This window comes from Ruegeria sp. ANG-R (assembly GCF_000813985.1).
In the GTDB taxonomy this organism is placed as follows: Bacteria; Pseudomonadota; Alphaproteobacteria; order Rhodobacterales; family Rhodobacteraceae; genus Ruegeria.
In genome coordinates this window covers 1-8,104 of sequence record NZ_JWLJ01000020.1, presented here as the reverse complement: position 1 = coordinate 8,104, position 8,104 = coordinate 1, and the positions used below count along the sequence as shown (strand labels likewise).

The 8,104-nt window shown below is 53.9% G+C and carries 7 protein-coding genes and 1 pseudogene; 5 read left to right on the top strand and 3 right to left on the bottom strand.

The window, feature by feature from the left end:
* The coding region (locus RA27_RS22295) for a plastocyanin/azurin family copper-binding protein (RefSeq protein ID WP_039544269.1) at positions 1-216 on the top strand (216 nt) is incomplete at its 5' end.
* Between the two features lie 391 nt (positions 217-607).
* Here the strand turns inward: RA27_RS22295 and RA27_RS24800 are convergent.
* Positions 608-982 (bottom strand): hypothetical protein, encoded by a 375-nt coding sequence (locus RA27_RS24800; RefSeq protein ID WP_241484135.1) that lies wholly within the window; start codon positions 980-982, stop codon positions 608-610.
* Between the two features lie 404 nt (positions 983-1,386).
* Here RA27_RS24800 and RA27_RS22285 point away from each other — a divergent pair, with 404 nt between their 5' ends.
* From RA27_RS22285 to RA27_RS22275, 3 genes are all read left to right on the top strand, one after another.
* Positions 1,387-1,854 carry a hypothetical protein gene (locus RA27_RS22285; protein WP_039544264.1) on the top strand — a complete coding sequence of 156 codons (468 nt, stop codon included), beginning with the start codon at positions 1,387-1,389 and terminating at the stop codon, positions 1,852-1,854.
* Positions 1,851-2,702 (top strand): DMT family transporter, encoded by an 852-nt coding sequence (locus RA27_RS22280; RefSeq protein WP_039544261.1) that lies wholly within the window; start codon positions 1,851-1,853, stop codon positions 2,700-2,702. The genes RA27_RS22285 and RA27_RS22280 overlap by 4 nt, the downstream gene beginning before the upstream one ends.
* A 66-nt stretch (positions 2,703-2,768) precedes the next feature.
* Positions 2,769-3,227: a hypothetical protein gene (locus RA27_RS22275; protein WP_241484134.1), complete on the top strand. Its 459-nt coding sequence runs from the start codon at positions 2,769-2,771 to the stop codon at positions 3,225-3,227.
* 69 nt (positions 3,228-3,296) lie between these two features.
* On the opposite strand, the gene RA27_RS22270 is transcribed toward RA27_RS22275, so the two are convergent.
* Positions 3,297-3,872 carry a recombinase family protein gene (locus RA27_RS22270; protein ID WP_039544259.1) on the bottom strand — a complete coding sequence of 192 codons (576 nt, stop codon included), beginning with the start codon at positions 3,870-3,872 and terminating at the stop codon, positions 3,297-3,299.
* 163 nt (positions 3,873-4,035) lie between these two features.
* Between RA27_RS22270 and RA27_RS22265 the strand changes: the two are divergent.
* Positions 4,036-6,911: pseudogene (locus RA27_RS22265) on the top strand (Tn3 family transposase).
* A 596-nt stretch (positions 6,912-7,507) separates the two neighbouring features.
* On the opposite strand, the gene RA27_RS24600 reads toward RA27_RS22265, so the two are convergent.
* On the bottom strand, positions 7,508-8,104 hold a 597-nt coding region (locus RA27_RS24600), incomplete at its 5' end, for a hypothetical protein (RefSeq protein WP_206540014.1).

The window sequence follows — 8,104 nt, the reverse complement described above, 5'->3', positions numbered from 1 at the left end:
AAGCTGCGCAAGACGTTTGAATTGCAGCTGAAAATTGAAGGTGTCTACGGCTATAAGTGTACGCCACATTACCAAAAGGGCATGGTTGGTCTTATTGTTGTGGGCAACCCTTCGGGGAACCTGACACAAGCGATGTCCGTTAAGACGCCAACTGGTGCCCAATTGGCTTTTGATAGTTTGTTCATGCAGGCAAAGGCCATCTCTCTGGCCTATTAAGGCGCTTTCGCCTGCAGTCACGTTTCGCTGATTGCAAGCCTTGAAAACCAATCACCCTGCGTATCAAGCGAAGGGTGGTATTGTACATTACTGAGCAACGCTCTGAATTTCGGGCACCGACGTAAGCAACGATTTGTTGTCTGCTGACCTTTGACGAAGAGGAGATCAGAGATGTCGAAACGGAAGAATCACTCTCCCGATTTCAAGGCGAAAGTTGCGCTTGAGGCTTTGAAGGATGAGCGAACTCTGGCTGAGTCGGCGAGCCAATTTAGCGTCCATCCCACGATGATCCATAGCTGGAATCGCGCTCTGCTGGAAGGCCCGTCCGGCGTGTTCCAGCGGGTCTATTCCGGTAGAGGGCAGGATAGTACGCTAAGGCAGCAACTGGTTACTAACCCGTTGTTTCACCGTGGTCGTATGCAATGCCGAGATGACTCTTCAATTCTCGTTGTCCGAGCGGTGTGACGACCAGAACCCGTCGTTCTTTTGCACGTGCTATCCAGCCTTTGTCGAACGCGAGATTGGCAAGAGCAGCCCCGACAGCACCGGAGACATGATGGCGGCGTTCGCTCCAATCCAGGCATTGCCGGGCGAAAACACGTTTTGATTGTTTCAGATCAGCAGGGTTGATACCCCATGTCTCAAACAACGATTCACCTTTTGGGGTGAGTTCAAAATCCGTGTCCAACGCGATCAAGGCGCCTTTTTTCACCAAAGCATCCGCAATCGAAACCCCCAGACGCCCGGCAATGTGATCATAGCACATTCGGGCATTCTGGATTGGCGTTCGGGCCTTTCGGATGGATTTTACCGCAGGGCCGATATTTGCTGTTTGCACGGCCAGTTGTTCAAGCGCGTTTGCGATTTCGGGCGAAGCGAGGCGGTAATAGTTATGCCGTCCGCTTTTCTCTCGTGACACCAATCCACCCGACAACAAAAGGCCCAGATGTTCGCTCGCCGTTGCGGGGGAAACATTCGCAACACTGGCGAGTTCAGTAGCCGTCAGCGCCCGACCGTCAAAGAGCTCTGTCAGTATCAATGCGCGTGCCGGGGAACCAATCAGAGCGCCCACGCGCGACATGGGAGGTTCATCATGCATATTTCGGAATTAACCGAAGCATGTTTCTCTCGTCAACTGCTAGACCAAAGAAAACGAGTAGAGGGAAAAACATGATCGGGTTGGATGACGTAGATTTGAAAGATGCCTTTCTGGAGAAGGAATGGGTGCTGGTGATCCAGACGCCTGTACAGGGAAAAGAGTCTTTGCTCGAAGCGTTACGTAAGGGTGTTGATCTGAAGCAGGGGCATTATGACCGCTGCCTGCAAGTGTCGGCGGCAGGGGAACAACAGTTTCGCGCTTTGGAAGGGTCACATGCCGGGGCTGAGCAGACGATTCAGTCCGTGTCTGTCGTGGATATCACGATTTCTATCGTACCGGATAAGCAACTTCTTGAGCAGGCGCTTTCGATCATTTTCGCAAATCATGTGCATGAAGAGCCGACAATACGCATTGGTGAGTGCTGGGGCACACGATCCAACTATACGGGCGACGAAGACAATCCAAACAAGTATTGGAACCGGCCCGATGCGCAGGCCATCCATGGGACGGCTATTGCTGAAAAGGGGCATGAGAAATGACTGCGCAGGCAATACGCTCTCAATACGGGCTGGGCGTCATGCTTGTCGTCGTTTCCGCCATCACCTTCAGCACAGCTGGGCTTTTTTCCAAAGGTGTGAAGGCGGCACCATGGGATATTATCTTCTGGCGGGGCGTGTTCTCGGCAGGATTTACGACATTATGGGTTTGGCATCGTGGTCAGATCCGCGACAATTTCCCGAAGATGGGGATTAGCGGCGTCGCGGTGGCCGTCGTGGGTGCACTTGGCACTGCGGCTTTCATAGCCGCCTTCAAACTGACCACAATCGCCAACGTTTCTTTGATTTATGCAGCGGCACCGATGCTGGCGGCGCTTCTGGCCTGGATTTGGATTGGCGAAAAAGCCTCCAGAACCGTTGTTGCCGGTTCGCTGCTCGCACTGGCGGGTGTCGCAATCATCGTCTCGGGGTCATTGGGGCAGATCAACCTTCGCGGTGATCTTCTTGCGTTGGGAATGGCCGTTGCCATGGCCGTGCTAATGGTGATTTATCGCAGGTTTCCATCGACACCCGGTGCAGGACCGTCAGCCCTGTCGTCTTTGCTGCTCGTGCCGATTGCGTTTGTTTTGGGCAATCCATTCGGCATTCCGGTATCCGAAATTCTGATCCTGAGTGCATTTGGTCTGGTCTTCGCCATCGCCTCGGTCACCCTGGCCGAAGGAGCGAAGCGCGTGCCGTCAGGCCAGACTGCGCTCTTGAGCACACTCGAAGTTCCTCTGGCGCCGGTTCTGGCGTTCTTTGTTCTCTCTGAAGTTCCACTTATTCGCACCATCGCAGGTGGTGCACTGGTTCTCATCGCGGTGCTGCTTGCTGCAAAAGATCAAAAATGAGGGCCTTTTCATCGACAGCTGAGGCGACAAAGCAAACCCCATACGAAACAACAGGGAGATTTTTAGATGATTGATTTGACGGAATACAAGGCCAAGTCGGGTGGGCTTGTTCCCGTGTGGACCATAGAGGTTCAGACATTGCCGGAAGATACGGATCGTATTCTGGATGAAGTCATGAAAGTTCATCCGTTGAGCTTTGGCCGTTATCAACGCAATGCGAGCATTTCGGCTATTGGGAAAGAAACTGCACAGCCCGAGCCCGGTTCGACAACAACGACGCATGTGGAAGGGTTTGAGGCGGGCGCGACTGAAACCTACCCGATGGTCGAATTGAAGATATCCGTTGAGCGGGACCTGGATATCCTGTCAAACGTAATGGATGCCATCATCTATGCTCATCACTACGAAGAGCCAGTGATATTTGTCAGGGAGGATTGGGCAAGTCGCGCTGCTTATGATCCTCAAAGTGACAACCCGAACCGTTGGTGGAACAATGGCAGGGGATTACCTGATCGGATAGAATAACGTGTGGTTTTGCTGAATGTGAGCTGAACTGGTTCAAGCGCTTCGCGAACTCCTATGGTGAAAGATTGTTCAGGCTTTATGCCTGTTCAATGTTCTGTAGACGGTTGGGCGGGACACGGAAAACACCTCAGCCAGGTCGCTGATGGAATATTCTCCGGTGGCATGCATTCGGCAAAGTTCGCGTTGCTGTTTCTCAGACAGCTTGGGTTGTTTGCCACGCAGCTTTCCCTTGGCACGGGCAATGGCCATGCCTTCACGGGTCCGTATGCGGATCAGATCCGCTTCGAACTCTGCAAAGGTGGCAAGGATGTTGAAGAACATCTTTCCCATAGGATCAGTCGGATCATAGACGGATGCGCCGAGAGCGAGCTTGACGCCTTTGGCTTCGAGCTGATCAGCTATGGCGCGGGCATCCGGCACTGAGCGGGCCAGCCGGTCGAGTTTAGGCACAACCAGCGTGTCACCTTCCCGCACAGCTGCAATGGCCTGATCCAGACCAGGACGAGCGCGATCGGTGCCGGTCAAGCCATGATCCGTGTAAATGCGATCCGGTGCGACGCCGAGATTTTCCAGCGCTTGTTTCTGCGCGGTTAGGTCTTGGCTGTCGGTGGAGCAGCGGGCGTATCCGATAAGTGTGGTGTTCATGGCCGAACTGTACGAATAAGGCCCCTTCATTGCAATTTTTATCGTACCATCTATATGAGACACGCTTTGAGCCAGTTTTGTTGGTGGGATGTCGCGATGGGAAATTGTCCGCTGACCGATCCTCTTACGGACAGGCCCGCCGCCCATCAAACAGGAATTAGAATTGCCAAGACGTCAGATTTTGAGCGACCGGCAACGGGCGGCGCTGTTTGATCTTCCTACCGATGAAGCAACTTTGTTGCGGCACTACACGCTGGCCGATGATGACATCGAACACATCCGATCCCGTCGCTGGGCACACAACCGATTTGGGTTTGCCTTACAACTCTGCGTCTTCCGCTATCCAGGTCGGTTATTGCGGCCAGGGGAACTCATACCATTCGAGATTACCGAGTTTCTGGCGGCACAGTTGGGCATAGCGCCTGAAGATTTGACAGATTACGCGCACCGGGCCGAGACACGACGCGAACACCTTGCCGATCTGCGAGAAATCTACGGCTACAAAATGTTCTCGGGTCAGGGGGCACGTGATCTGAAAACATGGTTGGTATGGGAAGCGGAAACAGCACGGTCAAATTTGGATTTGGCGCGGCGGCTCGTGGAGAAATGCCGCCAGACGCAAACAATTCTGCCCGGTGTCTCTGTTGTCGAACGGCTTTGCGCTGATGCCCTGGTTGCCGCAGAGCGGAAGATCGACAGCCGTATTGCGGAGCGTCTCAATGAACCCATGCAAGCCCAACTGGATTCATTACTGACGGAACTGGTCGAGGAGCGGGTCAGCCGATTTGTCTGGCTACGTCAGTCTGAGGTCGGACAGAACTCGGCCGGTGCCAGTCGCCTTCTGGATCGACTGGAATTCTTGCAGGCACTTGGTATTCCGACCGAAACTCTGGACGAGGTGCCGCCTCATCGGATTGCCCGGTTGCGCAGACAGGGTGAACGGTATTTTGCGGACGGGTTGCGGGACATTTCCAGTGACCGGCGGCTGGCCATTCTGGCGGTCTGTGTAGTGGAATGGCAAGCGGCCATCGCTGATGCCGTTGTCGAAACCCATGATCGGATCGTTGGGAAGACATGGCGTGACGCCAAGAGATTGTGCGATATCCGCGTTGATGACGCAAAGGCCGCTGTCCAACAAACCCTGCGCTCATTCACCGAGTTGGGGACCGCCTTACTTGCCGCACATAGCGATGGTGTATCCCTCGAAACCACCGTTTCGGACGCACCCGGATGGGGGCCCCTGGAAGAGCTGGTCGCGACATCGGCGCAATTAACCAACACCATGGCTGCGGACGCACTTGCTCATGTCGTGCAAGGACATCGCCGGTTTCGGCGCTATGCCCCACGCATGTTGAAAGCGCTGGATATCAAGGCCGCCCCGGTCGCTATTCCCTTGGTGAATGCCGTTGAAGCTATTGGCGGAAAAATCGACCGGGCAAAACCAACAGATTTTCTGCGCAAAAACTCGAAATGGCACCGACACCTCAAAGCCCAGCCGGAGAATGACCATCGCCTCTGGGAGGTCGCAGTGCTGTTTCATCTGCGCGATGCCTTCCGTTCCGGAGATATCTGGCTGAGCCATTCAAAGCGCTACGCTGATTTGAAGCAGGCGCTTGTGCCGTTCCCGCCATCTCCAGATTAACAATGCCTCTTGATCCGGTCACCTGGCTTTCGGATCGAAAGGTGCGGATCACCGACGGCCTGAACCGTTTGGCGCGTGCTGCCAGGCACGGGGCTATCCCCGGTGGGTCTATCGACAACGGCACACTGAAGATCGAGCGACTGACCACCGCCGTACCTGATGAGGCGGAGAAGCTCGTCCTTGATCTCTATCGGCAGCTTCCAGATATCCGCATCACCGATCTGCTTCTGGAAGTGGATGAGATCATTGGATTCTCAGACGCCTTTACACATCTGCGGACAGGCGCGCCCTGTAAAGACAGGATCGGGCTGCTGAACGTTCTGCTGGCGGAAGGGCTGAATCTCGGCCTGAGCAAGATGGCCGAAGCCAGCAACACCCATGACTACCTCCAACTGTCACGTCTGTCTCGCTGGCACATCGAAAGCGAGGCTATCAACCGGGCATTGGCCACAGTCATTGACGCACAATCCACATTACCGATGGCGAAGTTCTGGGGCGCAGGCACAACCGCATCCAGTGATGGACAGTTCTTCCCGGCGACGCGTCAGGGCGAGGCGATGAACCTGATCAATGCAAAATACGGCAATGAACCGGGACTGAAAGCCTATACCCACGTATCCGACCAGTTCGGGCCATTCGCCACCCAGAACATTCCGGCGACAGTGAGTGAAGCGCCCTACATCCTCGATGGCCTGCTCATGAACGAAACGGGCAAGCGGATCAAAGAGCAATATGCCGACACCGGCGGATTCACGGATCATGTCTTCGCCGTTTCGGCCCTGCTGGGCTATCGGTTCATCCCGCGCATCCGGGATCTGCCATCCAAACGCCTGTATATGTTCGATCCTGCAACAACCCCCAAAGAGCTTCGTGGCCTGATCGGCGCTAAGGTCCGTGAAAATCTGATCGTCCAGAATTGGCGGGATATTCTACGCGCCGTTGCGACGATGGCAGCAGGGATCATGCCACCCAGCCAACTGCTGAAGAAGTTCGCATCATACCCGCGTCAGCATGAACTTGCAGTAGCGCTGCGGGAGATCGGTCGCATCGAGCGCATCCTGTTCATTATCGAATGGTTGCTGGACACCGACATGCAGCGCCGTGCCCAGATCGGTTTGAACAAAGGTGAAGCGCATCACGCCCTCAAAAACGCTCTGCGCATCGGCAGGCAAGGTGAAATCCGCGACCGCACTGCTGAAGGCCAACACTATAGGATGGCGGGCCTGAACCTATTGGCTGCGATCATCATCTATTGGAATACGGATCATCTTGGACGCGCAGTCACAGCAAGAATGGATGACGGTCGAGATTGCCCCCCGGAGCTTCTATCACACATCTCGCCGCTGGGATGGGCGCATATTCTCCTGACCGGCGAGTACAGGTGGCCAAAACGTTAACCAATCTGGCTTAACGTACTATTCTGCCCCTTACCGGATCAGACCCCTAGCTGGCCACGCGGGTTTCATGCCCATACATGATGATACCGTTGCCATGCTCAGCAACAACAGCGCCTGTGAACGCAACATTTCGCGCGGCCGACGGCGGGGCGCGTGCTGCAAAGTGAACATCCATGTGTTCAGCTATGACCGCCTCTTGATGTGGGAAAAACTCGGCTTGATGGTGATGCTGCTGGCATCATTGGCATCGCCACCACACTCTTAGCTGAGAACAGCAGTACAGCGATCAAGCTGACGATGTCTCGCAGAAACTTGAAAGTCGGATGATCGTTAAAGGTTTCTATTGGAATGCCTCAGGTACTTGCAACAGTTGCTCATGAACATCCCAGTTATTCGGCTTTATTTCTGGAACATGCCAACGATAACCTGCCGCCAACCATTGCTCTCGAAACACCTTTGCGCTCTCAATGGCTGTGTCCTGGTACCCAAACTCAACCCCGCAACAGTCACAAAATTCGTAAGTTGGGCAATCACCAGTCTCACCATATTGCGGTACATGCTGTTTCAATCCACAAACTCGACAAAAATTGGTTGGATCATTGTGCATAGAAATAGTCCAAATTTGACGGGTAACCGTGCTGTGATGGGCTGGGCCTAAACATCGTTCGCGGCGTGCCATCAGAAGTCATAACACCAAATGTATTGGTTGAAGGATTATACCTAACCACATCACCATTAGCCCGTGTTGAAGTGAGCGTTCCAGCAGGAGGGTTCCGCAAGAAACCTTGCGCGCCCTGAACATATTGTGTGGCGTTAGAATATTCCGGAAACTCGGCACCATGTTTTGTCCAATGTCCGGAAGCATTACCGACAGAGTCAAGTTTGCTTGTAGAGGTCCATAGTGGATTGGTTGAGAAAGTGGATGACCCAGAGATCTGCTGTGTCGAACTGTTCCCAATTACATAATTTTGGTTTCCGTTCGTATAAACTGCATTGCCATTTACATCCACTCGATTGCTTGGTGTGTATACTTTGCCGCTTGGGCCTAAGATACTCACATCACCGTTTGGTGCCACTACCCTTCTAAAACCGTTCGGTAAACCTCCGGTGACATTCGCAGCTGCACTAACAGAACCAAGTTCACGATACCCGCTAGGAAGTGCTGTATTTGTGGCAACATTGTCGACCTTTCT

Bases quoted from the DNA above. Each gene is read 5' to 3' on its own strand.
- RA27_RS22270 (WP_039544259.1), bottom strand. From the start codon at position 3,872: ATGAACACCACACTTATCGGATACGCCCGCTGCTCCACCGACAGCCAA.
- RA27_RS24800 (WP_241484135.1), bottom strand. From the start codon at position 982: ATGTGCTATGATCACATTGCCGGGCGTCTGGGGGTTTCGATTGCGGAT.
- RA27_RS22280 (WP_039544261.1), top strand. From the start codon at position 1,851: ATGACTGCGCAGGCAATACGCTCTCAATACGGGCTGGGCGTCATGCTT.
- RA27_RS22275 (WP_241484134.1), top strand. From the start codon at position 2,769: ATGATTGATTTGACGGAATACAAGGCCAAGTCGGGTGGGCTTGTTCCC.
- RA27_RS22285 (WP_039544264.1), top strand. From the start codon at position 1,387: ATGATCGGGTTGGATGACGTAGATTTGAAAGATGCCTTTCTGGAGAAG.